This is a genomic window from Fluviispira vulneris, assembly GCF_014281055.1.
Lineage (GTDB): Bacteria > Bdellovibrionota_B > Oligoflexia > Silvanigrellales > Silvanigrellaceae > Silvanigrella > Silvanigrella vulneris.
Genome location: NZ_JACRSE010000003.1, coordinates 1 through 17699 on the forward strand (window position 1 = coordinate 1; position 17699 = coordinate 17699).

At 33.5% G+C, this 17699-nt stretch carries 14 protein-coding genes and 1 rRNA gene; 8 read left to right on the forward strand and 7 right to left on the reverse strand.

The annotated features are described in order from the left end of the window. Positions 1-107: ribosomal RNA gene (locus H7355_RS06785) — 16S ribosomal RNA — on the reverse strand; the annotation flags it as partial. A 633-nt stretch (positions 108-740) separates the two neighbouring features. On the opposite strand from H7355_RS06785, the gene guaB reads away from it, so the two are divergent. From guaB to H7355_RS06805, 4 genes are all read left to right on the forward strand, one after another. Then, positions 741-2276 (forward strand): IMP dehydrogenase, encoded by a 1536-nt coding sequence (gene guaB / locus H7355_RS06790; protein ID WP_222435675.1) that lies wholly within the window; start codon positions 741-743, stop codon positions 2274-2276. Between the two features lie 57 nt (positions 2277-2333). Continuing rightward, entirely contained in the window at positions 2334-3899 is a 1566-nt protein-coding gene (gene guaA, locus H7355_RS06795) for a glutamine-hydrolyzing GMP synthase (protein ID WP_186645992.1), read from the forward strand. Between the two features lie 1440 nt (positions 3900-5339). Continuing rightward, positions 5340-6167, forward strand: a complete 828-nt coding sequence (locus tag H7355_RS06800) for a phytanoyl-CoA dioxygenase family protein (RefSeq protein WP_186645994.1) — start codon at positions 5340-5342, stop codon at positions 6165-6167. A 2-nt stretch (positions 6168-6169) separates the two neighbouring features. After that, positions 6170-7603 (forward strand): class I SAM-dependent methyltransferase, encoded by a 1434-nt coding sequence (locus tag H7355_RS06805; protein WP_186645996.1) that lies wholly within the window; start codon positions 6170-6172, stop codon positions 7601-7603. 491 nt (positions 7604-8094) lie between these two features. Here H7355_RS06805 and H7355_RS16020 read toward each other — a convergent pair whose 3' ends face one another. From H7355_RS16020 to H7355_RS06815, 3 genes are all read right to left on the reverse strand, one after another. Then, positions 8095-8226 carry a hypothetical protein gene (locus tag H7355_RS16020; protein WP_286190683.1) on the reverse strand — a complete coding sequence of 44 codons (132 nt, stop codon included), beginning with the start codon at positions 8224-8226 and terminating at the stop codon, positions 8095-8097. A gap of 644 nt (positions 8227-8870) precedes the next feature. Then, positions 8871-9098: an isochorismatase family protein gene (locus tag H7355_RS16125; RefSeq protein WP_315861827.1), complete on the reverse strand. Its 228-nt coding sequence runs from the start codon at positions 9096-9098 to the stop codon at positions 8871-8873. Between the two features lie 158 nt (positions 9099-9256). After that, entirely contained in the window at positions 9257-10123 is an 867-nt protein-coding gene (locus tag H7355_RS06815) for a hypothetical protein (protein ID WP_222435678.1), read from the reverse strand. 350 nt (positions 10124-10473) lie between these two features. Here H7355_RS06815 and H7355_RS06820 point away from each other — a divergent pair, with 350 nt between their 5' ends. From H7355_RS06820 to ahcY, 3 genes are all read left to right on the forward strand, one after another. After that, positions 10474-11334: a glycosyltransferase family 2 protein gene (locus H7355_RS06820; RefSeq protein ID WP_186645999.1), complete on the forward strand. Its 861-nt coding sequence runs from the start codon at positions 10474-10476 to the stop codon at positions 11332-11334. A 29-nt stretch (positions 11335-11363) separates the two neighbouring features. Continuing rightward, positions 11364-12389, forward strand: a complete 1026-nt coding sequence (locus H7355_RS06825) for a glycosyltransferase family 9 protein (protein ID WP_186646001.1) — start codon at positions 11364-11366, stop codon at positions 12387-12389. A 162-nt stretch (positions 12390-12551) separates the two neighbouring features. After that, positions 12552-13844: an adenosylhomocysteinase gene (gene ahcY / locus H7355_RS06830; RefSeq protein ID WP_286190684.1), complete on the forward strand. Its 1293-nt coding sequence runs from the start codon at positions 12552-12554 to the stop codon at positions 13842-13844. A gap of 10 nt (positions 13845-13854) precedes the next feature. Here the strand turns inward: ahcY and H7355_RS06835 are convergent, their stop codons facing one another. From H7355_RS06835 to H7355_RS06845, 3 genes are read right to left on the reverse strand one after another with little or no spacing between them, the layout of a single operon-like run. Further along, on the reverse strand, positions 13855-14781 hold the full coding sequence (locus H7355_RS06835) for a DMT family transporter (RefSeq protein WP_186646005.1): 927 nt from the start codon (positions 14779-14781) through the stop codon (positions 13855-13857). Between the two features lie 9 nt (positions 14782-14790). After that, positions 14791-15564 carry a DNA/RNA nuclease SfsA gene (sfsA, locus tag H7355_RS06840; protein ID WP_186646007.1) on the reverse strand — a complete coding sequence of 258 codons (774 nt, stop codon included), beginning with the start codon at positions 15562-15564 and terminating at the stop codon, positions 14791-14793. 2 nt (positions 15565-15566) lie between these two features. Then, complete coding sequence (locus H7355_RS06845) at positions 15567-16466, reverse strand: Hsp33 family molecular chaperone HslO (protein WP_186646009.1); 900 nt, start codon at positions 16464-16466, stop codon at positions 15567-15569. A 190-nt stretch (positions 16467-16656) separates the two neighbouring features. Here H7355_RS06845 and galE point away from each other — a divergent pair, with 190 nt between their 5' ends. Continuing rightward, positions 16657-17697 carry a UDP-glucose 4-epimerase GalE gene (galE, locus tag H7355_RS06850; protein WP_186646011.1) on the forward strand — a complete coding sequence of 347 codons (1041 nt, stop codon included), beginning with the start codon at positions 16657-16659 and terminating at the stop codon, positions 17695-17697. The last annotated feature ends 2 nt before the right edge of the window (positions 17698-17699 follow it).

Consider the following 17699-nt stretch of genomic DNA (forward strand, 5'->3'; position numbering starts at 1 on the left):
GCATTACTCACCCGTGCGCCACTAAGGTATTGCTACCTCCGTTCGACTTGCATGTGTTAGGCACGCCGCCAGCGTTCGTTCTGAGCCAGGATCAAACTCTTAGCTCTAATTACTTACTCCATAACTTACGTTATGAAGATTTTTTTTCTTTTGACGGCTCGTCTTTTATCTCGAGCCCCGAAGCTTCCCTCTCTCTCGACTTGCGTCGATTGAGTCAAAGCCTCTAAGGACCCACACTCTGTTTCTGCTCTCTTCTCTTGTCAAATAACTTCTCTTTGCTTCACTCGGTCTTTCCTTTTTCAGAGAGACTTCGCTAGCAGCGAGAATCTTTAGCTACACAACCCACATTCGGTTGTCAAACCTTTCTTGGAAAAAATTTTAATTTTTTTTCATATCATTTAATATATTGAATTTATTAAAATTTTTAAAATTCATCCTTGCAAAATTTTAGTCTATTTTTTGTGCATTCTGAAGAGAAAAACAATTGCCCCTAAAATTCTAGGACTTTAGCTTTCCTCTTTCCCGGCATATCTTAAACCTTCTTGTAAATATTCGTATTTACAAGAAAAAAAAGAGCCTCTACTTTGCGTGAAACTTTGTGACTCTTCTACTTAATAAAAACGATTTTTTTTCCTGAAATTTTTTAATTTACTAGATTAAGAAATCTTTATTTGGTAAAGCTTTCGCACTACTTTTACGAGCCGTGAGATTTCACACCACAGAAAAGAATGGAGTACAAGATGAATACTAATAATACTAAAGAAAACTCATTATTTTCTAAAAAAATTGTCTCAGATGCATTAACATTCGATGACGTCCTTTTATTACCAGGTTACTCAGAAACCTTACCGCACGAAGCAAATGTAAGTTCATATATTTCAAAGAATCTAAAACTGCATAGCCCAATCGTTTCTGCCGCAATGGACACAGTGACTGAGCATGAGCTTGCAGCAAGCATTGCCCGTCAAGGTGGACTTGGAATCATTCACAAGAACTTAACACCCGATGAGCAAGCAGAAGAAGTAAGACTTGTAAAACGCTCAGAAAGTGGAGTTGTTTTAAACCCAATTCAAGTTTCCCCACTCGACACCATTCAGTACGCTAAATCCATAATGGAATCCCGTAGAATATCTGGACTCCCTGTTGTTGAGAATGGAAGACTCGTTGGTCTTGTTACTGGGCGCGACGTTCGCTTTGAATCCGATCCCACAAAAGTTATTAAAGATATAATGACTGAACGCAGTCGTCTTATAGTTATGAGAAAAGAGCACAGAGACGCTCCTTGGGAGGCGAATTTATTTGAACAAGTTAAAAATCTTCTTCAAAAACACAGAATTAAAAAGGTACCTATCGTTGATGCCGAAGATCGTTTGGTTGGCCTCATCACAAGAAGAGATATCGAAAGCGCAATCAAATATCCAAATGCATCGAAAGATTCCTCAGGCAAACTTCTGGTAGGAGCAGCGGTTGGCGTGACTCCTTTTGATGTTGAGAAGCGCATCCCAGCACTTGTTGAAGCAGGCGTTGACGTTCTTGTCATCGACACCGCGCATGGACATAGCAAAGGCGTGATTTCAACAGTCGCTGCTATTAAAAAACAATATGGCAATAAAATAACTATAGTTGCAGGCAATATTGCCACTGGAGAAGCGGCAAAGGCACTCGCCGATGCAGGAGCTGATTGTGTGAAAGTCGGAATTGGCCCAGGTTCTATCTGCACAACTCGTATCGTAGCGGGTATAGGAGTTCCACAAATCAGCGCTATCATGAGCGTTGCCGAAGCCCTTGCAGGAACCGATGTTAAAATCATTGCTGATGGCGGGATCAAATACAGTGGTGACATTGTCAAAGCACTTGCCGCTGGAGCCCACTTGGTCATGCTCGGTGGACTTTTTGCTGGTACAGAAGAATCCCCAGGTGAAAGAGTGAGTTTTCAAGGAAAAGTTTACAAACGCTACAGAGGAATGGGTTCTTTAGGCGCTATGAAATTGGGCTCTAAAGATCGTTATTTCCAAGGCACTCAAAGTGATAATAACAAGTTAGTTCCAGAAGGAATTGAAGGTCAGGTTCCATATAGAGGACCTCTCTCCGATGTTATCCATCAACTCGTTGGCGGAATTAGAGCCGGCATGGGTTACACAGGAGCAAAAGACATTCTCGATCTTCACGAGAAGGCTAAATTTGTAAAGATCACTGCCGCAGGCTTAAAAGAAAGTCATGTGCACGACGTCACAATCACGGAAGAAGCTCCAAACTACAGTCTCCACAGATCATAAATCTAACGCTCGCTTTTTAGCGGGCGTTCATGTTTTACATTATAAAAGGGAAAAGAAATGATTCTCGTTATCGATTTTGGTTCTCAATTTACACAACTCGTTGCAAGAAGAGTGAGAGAGCTATCTGTTTATTCTGAAATTGTCCCATTCAAAAATGGAAAAGAAAAAATTCTCGAACTCAAAAAACAAGGTAAATTATCGGGCGTCATATTTTCCGGTGGACCGCATAGCGTATATGAAGAAAATGCCCCTAAAATTGACATTAATATTGAAGAACTTGGTGTCCCACTTTTAGGTATTTGTTATGGTCTGCAACTTATAAATTATATGCTTGGCGGTAAAGTTGCTCCTGCAAAAAATAGAGAATATGGCTTCGAGAAAATTAAAATTGAAAATAATATTAATAAAAATAATCCTCTGTTTAATTTAATCGGCAGTGAAGAAAATATCGTATGGATGAGTCATGGTGATCAAATTCAAGAGCTCTCCAGTAAATTGACAATCGATTCTGTCACAAGAAACGGTGTTATATCTTCCTTTCATCATAATGAACTTCCTATTTTTGGTCTCCAATTTCATCCAGAAGTTGAACATTCACTCTGTGGAAAAGAAATTATCAAACATTTTGTAGAAGAAATTTGTCAGGATAAAAAATCTTGGGACAGCTCTTCGCAAATTGAAAATGCTGTTAATAAAATAAAAGAAACAGTTGATAAAGAAGGAAAAGACACAAAAGTTATCTGTGCTCTCAGTGGCGGTGTTGACTCCTGCGTAGCTGCTGTTCTCGCGCAAAAGGCAGTTGGTGACAGGTTACTTTGTTTATTTATTAACAATGGTTTGTTACGTAAAAATGAATATGATGAAGTTCTTGATCGCTTTAAAAAAGATCTCAATCTAAATGTCAAAGGCGTTGATGCTTCGGAACTTTTTCTAAGTAGACTCGCAGGCGTACAAGACCCAGAACAGAAGCGTAAAATAATTGGCAATACATTCATAGATGTCTTTGAAGCAGAAACAAAAGAAATTCCAAATGCAAAATTCTTAGTTCAAGGAACCCTTTATCCAGATGTTATTGAATCTATTTCTTTACATGGAACAAGTGTGACGATAAAAACCCACCACAATGTGGGCGGATTGCCTGAGAAAATGAAATTCAAACTCATTGAACCACTTAGAGAACTCTTTAAAGATGAAGTGAGAAGATTGGGTGCTGAAATGGGTATCCCACATGACATGCTAGCACGTCACCCATTCCCTGGCCCCGGTCTCGGTATTCGCGTTCTAGGCGAAGTCACAAAAGAAAGATTGAATATTCTGCGCGAAGCAGACGCTATATTTATCGAAGAACTTAAAAAGCAAAATCATTATCATTCGACTTGGCAAGCTTTTGTAGTGCTTTTACCTGTTAACTCAGTTGGAGTGATGGGCGATGGGCGAACATATGAAAGTGTTGCAGCAATTCGTTGCGTAAGTGCGACAGATGGCATGACAGCGGATTGGACAAAACTTCCCTACGACTTTTTAGCTCATGTTTCTTCAAGGATTATTAATGAAGTTAGGGGCATAAATAGAGTTGTTTATGACATTAGTACCAAACCACCTGCGACGATTGAGTGGGAATAATTTGTTCTTATAGGCCTATACTTTACCGAGTATATTGCTTAGAAGTATAAATCTTTATTGATGTACGCGTTCATTTTAGAATTTTATAAAAAATATAATTATGGGCGCATCTATATCATTAATAAATTCTTTTAGAGGAACAAAAAGATTTTATTTTGGTGTAATATTGTATGAAAAATGATTATCATACAATAATTGAAAAAGGATCAATTTCAAAAACCTATATTTTCTATTCATGCACTTTCATGAATAGAAAATATTGAAATTTATTTAGACACACTTTTATTCCAATATTACATAGTCTAAAAATAAATACTAAAAAGCATAAAAAATTTTTCTTAAAATAAATTGTTATTAAAATCTATAAATAAAAATTTTTCTTAAAAATGATATATTTCTCATAATATACTTATAATAAATGTTACTCATCGAATTGAATTTTATACTCAGATTTTAAAGTAGCAGATATAAATAGTGGATATAATAAAGTCTACAAGTATTTCAAAGACACTCTAGTCTGATAATTGGCATATGCGCGAAGAAAGTTTTATTCCAACCTTAAAGATAGCACAAAAATTGGAAAAATATTAGCTGCTGCTTTTCTCTGAATTTCCAACATTCCATTTTAAATAAATCTGAAAACCTGATTGCACTCATATCAGACTTTGCAATTGGAATAAATTATTTCCTTCTAATATTAAACAAAAAATTATTAAATGAAAAAATGATTTGAGTATAGAGCTTAGAAACAATATTGTTTAGTAATCTTCATTAAATTCTAATACTCATTCATCTTTGTATTTGCTATTACCCATTAGTATCGAGAATAACAATAAAAAAGTTTAAATTAAAGAGTAAGCTGCTACGGATGAGTTGCTCTTAAAGAACATCTAATCGATAATTTACAATTATTTCTATTGGTTTTAGGCTAAACATTTGTCTTATTGGGTGCAGCTGCTTAGCGCTTCTTACTCATCACAAGTACTTCCTTAATGTCACTATTCTAGAAGTCAAAAAGCTTGACATTTTTTTAAGAACGCAATACAATCCTATTTCTTTAATATCTTAAACTATTCAGTAAGTGTTTTTTGTTTATGAAAGTTTCATCTATAGAGCTCAAAATAAGCTTTCTATAGGTATTGATAATTAACTGATTATGTATGTGTATCACTATACAAAGTTTGTCAATTCAGTATTATAGTAATATCGATAATTCTTGTATGCAATGCTTGCCAGAAGTATAATTTAATTTTCAGGTATTCACTAAATAAGGAAGATCCATGTCCTTTGAAAAGTCTGTTAAAATTATAGTGCTCACTAAATTCTCTAAACTACTAAAGACTAACTCGCAAGCAGTAACTAACTATTTTCAGTTGAAAGATTTTGGATGTAATTTTTAAAAATTATAAATTTGAACATAACAAATATCGGAGGAGAATTATGATTAAAAGATTTAGGAAAAACAATTTGGGAGAGGCTAAAGATTTTTTTAAAACGAATGGTTTTATTGTTGTTGAAGATGCATTTGACCAAGAATTACTAAACGATTTTAAGGAGGAGTTCGCTTCCGTTATTAAGGCATATTTAGCTAAAGCCAAAATTAAAGATCAAATAATGGATTTTGAGTTATTTCATAAAGGTATGGAGCTTTTGGAAAAAAAAGATCATATGTATGTAGCTGCTGTATATGATACTATTTTCTTAACCCCTTCCTTTCTCAGAATTGCGAGTCAAAAGTTCACATCTGATATTGTTCGAATTCTCTTAGATAACGTGACAGCACCTTTGTACGGATATACTAATCGGTGTTTAATTGCACCCCCTTCTGATGACCGGCGCACCTACGGTTGGCATCAGGAAGTGTTTTATACAATTCCAGAAGGGCGTTATATTCAAACATGGGCACCCTTAATTGATGATACATCCACCTTGAATGGGACAATTGAAATAGCCGTTGGCTCACACAAAGAGGGTATTGCGCCTCAAACATGGAAAGATATTAAGGGCAGAGCAACTCAAATAATTGTTTCCGATGATGTTTTAGCAAAGTACGAAAAAGTGTCATTACCAATGAAGCTTGGTGAGTTACTCTTATTTTCAGGCTTTCTTGCCCACCGTTCTGGAACAAATATATCATCAATGCATCGCTACTCCTTAGTTGGAATGTATCACGACGTATCAGAAATTAAATTCATCACTCCAACTTTAAACTTCAGTTATCGAGGCAAGACACCCAAAGAATATTACGACAAAGAAGTGGGAAATTAAAAATGCAATTTAATTCAATTAACTTTAAAAATCGTAAGTGGGTTTCTGAAGTCGATACCTTCGCAGCGAAACGTTTAATATACTTTCTTGATGAATTCGATTGTTTTGGAGACAATGAAATAAAAATAGTTTTCGACATTAATTGTACTTTTATTGATGAAAGAATAGTTCTTGAAGCCTTAACTTACTTCAAGGGTAGCTCAGTTTCGCTTACTTTTTTTTCAGGAATTGCTGGAACTATTCCTGAAAAAATTACGATTAACGCTGGAGATTTAGAAAAAATTTATTGTGTACCTGATCAAGGAATTAGAAGCGTTAATTGTAATATCGGAAGACCGTTAAGGAAAAAAATTTTTTCAGCATTATTAAAAGAATTCAATGGGTTAGAAAAACTTAGTTTTTCGCCTTTTACCAAACTACTTAAAACTGAAAGAGTGAGAGATATCTGTTTAACTTATGGTAATCTTGACAAGTCAGTATTAAAAATAGAGGAGTGTCCAAACTGTTTTTCAAACTGCAAAACCCCGTTGTATACAGGAGAGGGTAACCCTATAACTGGTTTTCTCGATGCATCACATAATGTGTATCACTATTGCAATAATTGCACACTAGTATACCTCAGCCTTCAAGTTAAAAAAGAAGATTTATGGATTTTTTATACTCAAGATTCTTACTACAGAAATGCGGAAAAAAATACAATTCTTAATAACTGGAAAGTTCTTAACGAAAGTTCAACATCACATTATAGCAATTATATTATAGGGCTAAATTATTTAAAGCCATTTGGCAAAGCTATAGACCTAGGTTGTGGTAGCGGCGACTTTCTCAGTATGACTCGAGCAAAATATCCTTTTTCAACTTTAATAGGAGTAGATTTTTATATTCCACAGCCTGTTATCGATGCTCTTGGAGATCTCGGAATCTCATCAGTGAGTATGTCCTTAGTTGACTTCGTACGCCAGTTTGATTCCGAGGATAAGGCACAGTTGATTACGATGTGGGAAGTTATTGAACATCTTAAACTTGAAGATTTCAAGTTTATTCTTTGTCAAATGAAAAATATTTTAAGCGAAGACGGGTTCCTAATATTTTCTACACCTGATTTTTTTGATGAACATTCCCTCAGCCTAGATTTTTGGGCAATGGCTCCTGGAGAACATTTGTATGTTTATAATGGTCGGTTACTAAAGGACATTCTAAATAATTATGGATTTGATTGTGTTAGTTTTGAAAGAGAATCAGTCACAACTAAACTTCCAAATAGATGGTACGAATATGCCGCTCAAACCAATTCAACAATCGCTGGTCGCGCCTCTGCTGCACTGATCGAATCTATGCTGAGTGATAACGAACTTCGGGAAAAATTTAAGACAAACAATAGAAAACGTAAACAGGGGAGTGAGCTGATAATTATTGCAAAACTTCGCAGTAGTTAGTTCAGGAAAATTTTTTAGAAAGATTCACTTAAAAGATTAAGTGTATTAAAATGCTGATATTAATAAAATTCTTGCCTAAAATTTGAGACAGGATCACTTTTTATTACGTATTAGATTACAAGTTGAAACTTAATTTACTACAATAATTTAATATCACACTAAGCTTAAAGAATCTATCTCAGGTAGTTTGAGATTTTGTAAATTAAAAATATTTTTTAATTTCTATTGAGTGATAATAGTTTGAATAAAGATTTGAGCCAAGTCTTTTCGATTCGAACTAGGTTATACGATAAATATTTTTTAAGTATTATATTTTTTATTTTCCAATTTATCTAAAAATTTATGGTGACTGCTTTTATCTCACTTCCGAGTATTGATAAAATCAATTAGTAAAATGCTTGTTTTCCACCTCCTAAGTTTATTAAAATAATGATTTCATCTTTATTCAGCTGAGAACTAGCAATAAAGCATTGATAATCTCCTAAGTTTCCTCAATGCCAAAAAGTATGGTTTGTGTTTTCTATTCCCCATCCCAATCCACTGCGAGTTAGATCAGAAACAAATCCATGAGGTAATTGCATTTCTTTATCTAGAATTTCATTTTTACTAAAATCTTGAATCATATCACAAATAAAACTTGAACTCTTAAAATCAAAATTAGAAAAAAATTATTTATGTTTTCACCAAATATATGTTAGATTACCTTATTTGCAAATAAAACATGAAAGTTAAAGAGTAAAAAAATGGATTTTGAGATTGATCCTACTTCAAAAATTCTATGATCATCAATTGGCACTTTATTTTCAGAATATTTTACATCAAAATGAAATATTTTTGTAAATTTAGAAGAATTTATTAATAATATTAATGCGCAAATCGTATGATTTTTATATATTCTTCGTTAATTTTTAAATTATTGAAGAATATCATTTCTCCTAATTTTTCTACAGGAAACAAGCGCAGTGCTCCATATATAGACGCTTGCGCAGAATATGTATTGGATGGCTATCGGAACGAATTCACAATTGTCATTGTAGATTTTCAATATCGTATAGTGCAAATAGTGCTGTTGTTATTCTTAAATTTGTTCCTGGTTCTTTAAAAATAGTAGAAAAAATTGAAACAAGATGCCTAGGAACGGCTCTGTGCACAGGAACTCAATCAGACTTTCAGAATCTCGAAACTCCATCCATAATTACACAGTAATTATGGATGGAGTAGTTCAAAATGTAAATATGAATCAGTAAGCATACCTCAATTCAATAAATTAAAGTATTAATAGCAAATCATGAGTTGACAATACATTTGCAAACAAACCATTTAAGCCAGCAAGGTACGCCGTCTGAACATTCTCAGCTTTAACTGTTTTTCCTTCAAAGCTAAGATCTTTCGTTGCATAGGCATCATGTGCTAAAAAACAAGTAAAACCAAAATCATATGCTGCACGAGTTGTCGTATCAATGCACATATGCGTCATCATACCGGAAATTACCAATTATTTTATATTTTTATCATTTATAAAAGCAAGTAATCCAGTCTCACGAAAGCTGTTAGGAAAATGTTTTTTAAATACAGGTTCATTATCATAAGGTAATACGGTTTTGTGTATTTCTGCACCCAAAGAATTTGGCAGAAAAAACGTTGATAAAATTTTTACAAAAATAGTTTCTCAATTGTTTTTATAGAATTTTTATGGCCAAAAGAATGATATAAATAGTACCTGGGGGCAACATAAATACTTTCAATATCTTGAGGAATATCTTTAAATTTTTCAGAGTATTCTCCCCTAATAAAAAATGCATTTGCACCTGTATGAGAATTACAACACACCAACAGAAAACCATATTTTTTAAATAAATCGATATAACTTGAAAGAGATGCACCAAAATAATCATCACCTTGCCAAAAATGTTTAGGATTGTAATCAATTTGCCATTTTACGGGTGGAGGAAATTTTGCATTATATTCAACAATAAATAACTTTGGTAAATACCCATTTGCTAATAACTTATCAACAAAATATATATCATTTCCATCTAAATCTAAAGATATGACATCTATTTCTTTAGAGCCAATCTTTTTAATTCCATCACTCGTTAAACTTAAAATATTATCAAGTGTAACCCAATCTTTTATATATATGAACGATTGTTTCGGCTGTTTTATTGGGAATACTAAATCTTCTCCGCCAACCCAAAATCCTTTCCAACCCAAAGCTTTGAGAATGAGTGTATTGTTTTCAGTTCCATTACCAACTCCAAATTCTGCAAAAGTACCTCCTTCTATACAATTTAAACGCTTAAGTATTTCAAGCGTTATTCCATCTTCATCCGTTTGGGAAAAGCATTTTTTGCCAAAGCTGTTGAGAGGATTTCGATTGGATTGTTGCAATTGATTTGTTTGATAAGCAAGGATCATATCGCGAATTTCGTTTACATTAGATTGTGTATTTATTATGGAACGAAAAAGTGATATTATATATTTTGGCAATATTGCTTTCATTATATTTTTTACTGACATGTAATATAGTCCTTATTAATATTAAAGATCGCATCGTTATTAAAGGTACAAATATTTTAAAGCTGGGCACACTTCGGAATCACGTACATAATGACAAATTAATAAGAAAATTCAAGTATTTTACAGTAATAACACTTTGTCTATCTATGTCACTTTCTTAATCTGTAAAGTTCCTCGTTATAAAATGCGAATAGACTTTTTGATATGCATAGATATTATGAATAAGTGTATGTTAGGAAGAGAAATTCGTTGATATAATGCAAACGAAGAGAAATCACACATGGAAACCTATGCTTTTTAAGAGGTGTAAATGTATAATATAGTTGATAAAAAACTTGGGTGCCCATAAGATGGAAGTAAAAGAAATCTACGAACAATATCAGAAAAGTCAAAACTATGACATATCAACATTTGTTCCAGAGCCTGAAAAGCTTACAGCGATTGTTATCACCAAAAATGAAGAGAAAAATATCGCAAGGTGTCTCTCCTCTTTGGATTTTGTTGATGAAATAGTTATCGTTGACTCAGGCAGCACAGATAAAACAATTGAAATTGCAAAAACATTTAGCAAAGTTATTGTCATTCAAACAAAGTGGTATGGTTTTGTTGAAAACAAACGAATTGCAGTCGAAAAAGCTGAACATGATTGGATTCTTTGGGTCGATGCTGACGAAGTTGTTCCTATAGATCTTGCAAAAGAATGGGATGAGCGTGTGGCAGAGGGAACTTTCCATGAAACTGCCGGAATTGATGTTGCGCGAAAAACTTTTTTCTTAAACCACTGGGTAAAGCATTCGGGCTGGTATCCAGGAAGGGTCACACGATTTTTCCATAAAAAACGAGCTTATTTTAATGATAATATTTTACATGAAGGTGTCGTAGCTAAACAAGGATATATAGTTGAAAGTTTTAAAACAGATCTTTTGCATTATTCATATACATCTATTTATCAATATTTTGATAAAATGAATAAATATGGATTTGCTGGAGCTAATGAAATTAAAAGAAAAAGAAAAATTGTTTTTCTACCACAATTATTTTTGCAACCAATGTGGACATTTTTCCGTTTTTATTTCTTAAAAAAAGGATTTCTTGATGGCCGTATTGGTCTAATTGTTTGTATCGGAGCAGCCTTTTCAAATTTCATAAAATATGCGAATTATTTTTTCCTAAAGAAATATAATTATGTAGAAATCAATGAAAAAGAATAATTTTAATTGAGCAATGGAATATTCCTTATATGAAAGAAGATTCATACAAAAGAATCCTGCTTAGCAGAACTGATAATATTGGTGATGTTATTTTAACTTTACCAATGGCAGGAATCATCAAAAGTCAAATCCCAAACACAAAAATACTTTTCTTAGGAAAAAAATACACTAAACCAATTATAGATTGCTGTGAATTTATCGATGAATTTTATGATTGGGATGAAGTAAAAAAAAATAATGAGCAGATAGACTGCGACACAATAATTCATGTTTTTCCAAACAAAGAAATTGCAAAATACTTTTACAAATTAAAAACAAAGAAGCGAGTTGGAACAAATAGAAGAGTGTTTCATTGGATTTATTGCAATAAAAAAGCAAATCTCAGTCGCAAGAATTCTCAGCTTCATGAGTCTCAACTTAATATAAAACTTCTATCCTCACTAAATATATATTGCGAATACAATCTTGAAGAAATTATTGGTTTTTATGGATTTAATAAAACACAACGTTTAGATAACGAATATCTAAAATGGATTGAAAAAGATAAATTCAATTTAATTTTACACCCTAAGTCCAAAGGAAGTGCACGTGAATGGCCTCCAGAGAAGTTTGTTGAATTAGCCAATATTTTGGATAAGAGAATTTATAATATTTTTATTTCTGGGACGAATGCAGAAAAAGAATTTATTGAAAATCAAATCGTAAAATATGCTCCGCATGTAAAAAATATTGCTGGCACATTGAATTTATCTCAATTTATTTCATTTATAAAAGAATGTGATGGTTTAATAGCAGCTAGCACAGGCCCATTGCATATTGCTGCGGCTCTGGGGATTCATGCTCTTGGTTTATATCCACCTATTAAGTCAATGATTCCTGAACGTTGGGGGCCACTTGGCGAAAAAGCTGAGTATTTGTTAGCTACAACAGAAAATAAAAATAAGTTGTGCATAAAAAATTGTAATGTTTTAAACGTTTGTGCTTGTATCAAAAACTTGGATGCTCATTCTGTTTTAAAAATAATTCTTAAATGGGATAAAAAATCTCCTAGTTGATAATCTATTTCCAATCTCGTAGTCTCTAAATGTTAAATCATCATCCTTGAAAAATTATGATGGTTCAATTTGACTTTATTTTCATATGAAAATTAAAATATTTTTTTGTGCATATTATTTCTCAATTTGATGCTCTTTCCTATTTACGAAATGGAGACTAACATGGATTATAAAGTAAAAGATATATCACTTGCCGAATTAGGCAGAAAACAAATTGAAATTGCTGAAAAAGAAATGCCTGGCCTTATGACTCTGAGAGAGCGTTATGGTCATTCTAAACCGCTCAAAGGTGCTCGCATTGCAGGCAGCTTGCACATGACAGTAGAAACTGCTGTGTTAATAGAAACTTTAGGAGTTCTTGGAGCAGAAGTACGTTGGTCCAGCTGTAATATCTTTTCTACAGTTGACGCTGCTGCGGCTGCTATAGCAAAAACAGGTGTGCCTGTCTTTGCATGGAAAGGTGAAACAGAAGAAGAATACATTTGGTGTATCGAACAATCATTAAAATTTCCAAATGGCAATGGACCAAATATGTTACTTGATGATGGTGGAGATCTCACCTCTTTAGTGCACAAAAAATTTCCACAGCTTCTAAAAGATATCAAAGGGGTTTCTGAAGAAACAACAACAGGTGTTCATCATTTACACCAAATGGTAAAAAAAGGTGAACTCAAAATACCAGCAATTAATATCAATGACAGCGTAACAAAGAGCAAATTCGACAATCTTTATGGATGTCGAGAGTCATTACCTGATGGTATCAAACGTGCAACAGATGTAATGATTGCTGGTAAAACCGTTGTTGTTGCTGGCTATGGTGATGTTGGAAAGGGTTGTGCACACGCAATGAGACATCATGGTGCACGTGTGTTGATTACTGAAATCGATCCTATTAATTCACTACAAGCTGCAATGGAAGGTTATCAAATTGTCACAATGGATGAAGTTGTAAAAGACGCACATATTTTTGTCACAGCGACAGGCTGTTGTGATATTATTACTGCGGCGCACATGGCTAAAATGCGTGACCAAGCTATTGTTTGTAACATTGGACATTTTGATGTGGAAATCGATGTTGCTGGTCTCAAGGCAACAAAAGGAATCAAACATATAAATATCAAACCACAAGTAGATAAATATCAATTCCCAGATGGACACGAAATTATTCTATTAGCAGAAGGCCGTCTTGTTAACTTAGGATGTGCAACTGGACATCCAGCTTTTGTCATGAGTACTAGCTTTACGAATCAAGTATTGGCACAAATCGAATTGTGGCAAAATCATGGTCAGTATAAAATAGATGTTTATACCTTACCTAAAAAACTCGATGAAGAAGTTGCGAGATTGCATTTAGAAAAACTAGGAGTTAAATTAACAAAACTCACTAATAAACAAGCAGAATATTTAAGTATACCAGTTGACGGGCCTTATAAACCTGACTCTTATAGATATTAATTAATTTAGCTTAATTAAAAGCATCGGATTGAATCCGATGCTCTTTTTGTTTTTGCATAGACACCAAATAAATAGAGAAAACTATCAACACGATTGAAATCCATTCTGTAAGATTCAATGTTTCATTAAAAATAATATATCCCCAAAATAATCCCACCATAGCGACTATACAACCAACAAGACTATAATAAACAGGACCTGCAATTTTTAATAATTCAAAAAAGATAACATAACCTATACTGGATAATATTATCTCAATAATAATAAAAAAATTCGGAAGATCGATCGGAAATTTAATAATATGAAAATTACCTGTTATAAAAGTTATTGGTGCAATCATCATTGAGGAAGCCAACAACATTCCAGCACTGAGAGCTAATGACGATGCATGCACAGGTCTTAATTTTACCATAAAAATAGTGCATGATGCGAGGAAAAAAGGTGTTAATAAAGCAAATAACATCCAGCTAAAATCGACAAAATCTGTTAACTTAGGATAAAAAAGAACTACAAGGCCAAAAAATCCGATAATTATTCCAAGAAATCTATTGATAGAAAATTTCTCAAGAAGGAAAAATATAGATAATACATAAGTAATAATCGGTGATGTATTTACAATCAAACCTAAAATACCCGATGGCACATGAGTTGCTGAAAAATACATCGTTATATTTGGCAAAACAATACCAAGCAACCCACATATAAAATAAAACAATAAATGGTGAAAAGTAAACTTTGGAAACTTTTTTTCTTTCAATAAAGTTACTAAAAGAATAAAAACTGCAGGTCCAAAACTTTGCCAAAAAGAATAGCCAAGCGGCGTGACTCCGCTTTCCATAGCAAACTTAGCAATAGAAAAGCCAGTCCCCCAACACAAACCTAAACTCACAAGCAATAAAAGCGATTTAAAGAACAATTTATTAAAAGTGAACAACATTTAGACGCCTCAATTCAAGCAATAAAATTTCCTTAAAGAAAAACCTTCAACAGAAATTTTAGGAATAATAAGAGCAATTTTTACTCCTATATTTTTTGCTTCTTCTAATAAACTTGCGTATTTTGCATCTATTTCATGAGCTGCACGAAAACCATTAAGAAGAATATTCTCATCTACTTCACTTCCACGCATCAGTACGAAAAATAACCATGCTTCATCGCCAGCTTGTTTCGCATTCATGAGTTCAGTGAGGTGTTTTTGCCCCCGAGTTGTGACAGCATCAGGAAAGAGCCAAGTATTATCACTTAATTTCATACTCACACTTTTTACTTCAATCCAGCATTTTTGATCACTTTTTTCAGAAGATAGACAAAAATCAAAGCGTGTTTCTTTTGTAAAGACAGCTTCACGTTTTACTTTTTGCCATTTTTCAAAGCACTCATAAGGGAAGTTTGAAGAAATAAAATACTGCTCTTTACTTTTTCCAACAGTCCTATTTAATAATTCTTCGACGAATTGATTCGCTCTTGCAGTATTTAAACACGCATAACCATCTTCTAAATAAAGTAATTCTAAAGAATGGCTCAATTTACGTTTCGGATTTTGTGAGTCTAATATATATGCGGGTGCATTTTCTACTAGACAGCTTTTCATACTTCCACTATTTGCACAGTGCACTGTTTTAACTTCATTATCTGCTAACATGACATCAACAAAAAAGCGTTTATATCTATTAATAAATCTACATTTTACCAACGGAAAAGAATAATTTAATAAATGCATTCTTAATTTATTTCAGATGAATTGTCTTGGGTGTAATTTCTACTAGCAAACATTTGCATTACTTTTTCAAAAGGAACTTGATAATTTGTACTGCAATAATGACATTTCATTTCTACACTTTCAGATTTATTAATAATATCTTTTAACTCATCCATTGGTAAGGTTACAAGTACACCTTCTACTTTTTCCTGCGAGCAGCTGCAGACAAGTTTTGGATTGATACTTTTAATTGGCTTTAAGTCATCGGGGATCAATTTTTGTGCTAAAATATCTGGATCATTATTTTCTAAAAACAAATCACGCATAGACGGTAATTGATCTATATGATTTCTTAATTTCTCTGATACTTCTTCAGAAATGCCTGGCAACTCTTGATAAATAACTCCAAAAGCATAGATTTCGCCACTTTTCTCATCAATCCAGCTGCTCAACTGTAATTTGGTATTCATTTGAAAGCTAGATAGCAAATGCTCATTCAAAGCATTTTCAATAGAGTTTGTTTTTGAAAGAGTAAACCCCTCTGAAAGATTCGAATTATTCCGTTGCGATCGCAATGAGCGCACTTGTAATTCAGAGAAACTGTTTTCGCCCTTATCAAGGCTTTGAACGATAGGAGTGTCAGACGCACACTCTATATAACCCTTTGTTTCTGCTTGGAAAGTTGTTTCTGCACCAATTGTAAAATCCCCAGCACATTGTATTCTCAGGTTAATGCGCTCTTCATAGTCAAGAACAGAGGAAAGCAAAACACATCCAAGCATAGAATCGGAAAGAAGAAGAGCTCTTGGGTTATTTAAGCTATGAATTTTTTTAACTTCTTGTATTAAATTGCTCATATGTAGCATACGATAGCAATACTGCACTTTAGTATCCACAGCAAAAAATAAATAATCTTGAAACATAAAAGTGTCCTTACTTGTAAGAAATTCTTAGGCAAAATAAAACCTAAGCGATGCATTCATCTCTATACTAAACTTAAGTATTTTACGACAAAATATTGTGCGATACCCTTGAGTCAACTTAACTTTTTTAGACCGATCCTGTATAAAATAAGAAATACATTCAAATCCATTCTACAGAAGAGGAAAAAAAATGAAAGTTCTCGTAACTGGGGGAGCAGGGTATATTGGAAGCACAATTTGTTCTGCATTAGAAGATGCGGGGCATACACCCGTAATTCTCGATTCCCTTGTCACAGGTCGAATTGAATTTATCAGGGATCGGGCGTTTTATTTAGGAGACATTGCAGATGCGAATCTTCTAAAAAAAATCTTTATCGAACACTCAGATATAAACTACACGATTCACTGCGCTGCACTTATTATTGTTTCAGAAAGTGTACAAAAACCTTATGAATACTATAGAGAAAATGTAGCTAAATCCAATGAGCTATTTCATAATTTAAAAGAACTTGGATGTCATAAAATTGTTTTTAGCTCTTCTGCAGCTATTTACGATGTCGTTCCGAATTTTATGGTCAATGAAGAATCACCTTTAAAGCCGCAAAGTCCATATGCAAAAACAAAGTATATGATGGAAATGATACTTCAGGATTATTGTGCATCTTTTGAGAATTTTAAAGCAATTTCTTTGAGGTATTTTAATCCAATTGGCGCAGATCCTAAAATGCGCTCGGGACTATATATTGAAAACCCATCTCATGTCTTAGGTAAATTGGTCGACACAGCAATTGGTAGAATCAAAGAATTTCAAATTACAGGAGTGGAATGGCCAACCCGAGACGGAAGTGGGATACGTGATTATATCCATGTTTGGGATCTTGCGCAGGCACATGTAAAAGCAATTGATAATTTTGACTTTGCTTTTTTAAAACGTGAGCCTAAATCAAAAAACTTTCACATAATTAATTTAGGTACGGGTCGAGGAGTGACAGTAAGAGAACTCTTAAGAGAATTTGAAAACGTATTTGGTCGAGAAATTCCAAAAAAAGTAGCCCCATCACGTCCAGGTGATGTTGCCGGATCCTATGCAAATGAAAATACTGCATTGGATTTGCTCGAATGGAAAGCTATGTTGCATATAAATCAAGGAATCGAAGACTCATTAAAATGGAACAGTATCCGCGGCGATATTATAAAGTATAAACTCAATGACAGAGGCAATAATTTTTAATT